1 protein-coding gene is annotated in these 279 nt (G+C 49.1%); it reads left to right on the top strand.

Going from position 1 to position 279, the window contains the following annotated elements; translation table 11 throughout:
- Positions 1-279: condensation domain-containing protein (locus tag LCF57_RS09825; RefSeq protein ID WP_226000525.1), on the top strand; the 279-nt coding region annotated here is incomplete at both ends.

Below are 279 nucleotides of genomic sequence, written 5' to 3'. Positions count from 1 at the left end.
GCCGCAATCCGCTGTTCGATACGATGTTTGCTTTGCAGAATACAGAGAATGTGGAAATCCAGCTTCCCGGACTCCATTTGTCGACGTATGCCAGCGAAGAAATTGTTTCTAAATTCGATCTCAGCTTGGACGTCACGGAGATCGAGGAAGGCTTGGAATATCTGTTTGAATACGCCACTGCTCTTTATAAAACCGAAACGGTGGAGAAATTGGCCGCTCACTACTTGCAGCTGCTTGAATCCATTCTCCGCAACCCGTCGGCGACTATTGCCGAGCTGG

Source organism: Paenibacillus sp. BJ-4, from assembly GCF_020404765.1.
Lineage (GTDB): Bacteria > Bacillota > Bacilli > Paenibacillales > Paenibacillaceae > Paenibacillus.
The sequence above is the reverse complement of the archived record's forward strand: the minus strand, read 5'-3'. Positions and strand labels throughout refer to the sequence as shown.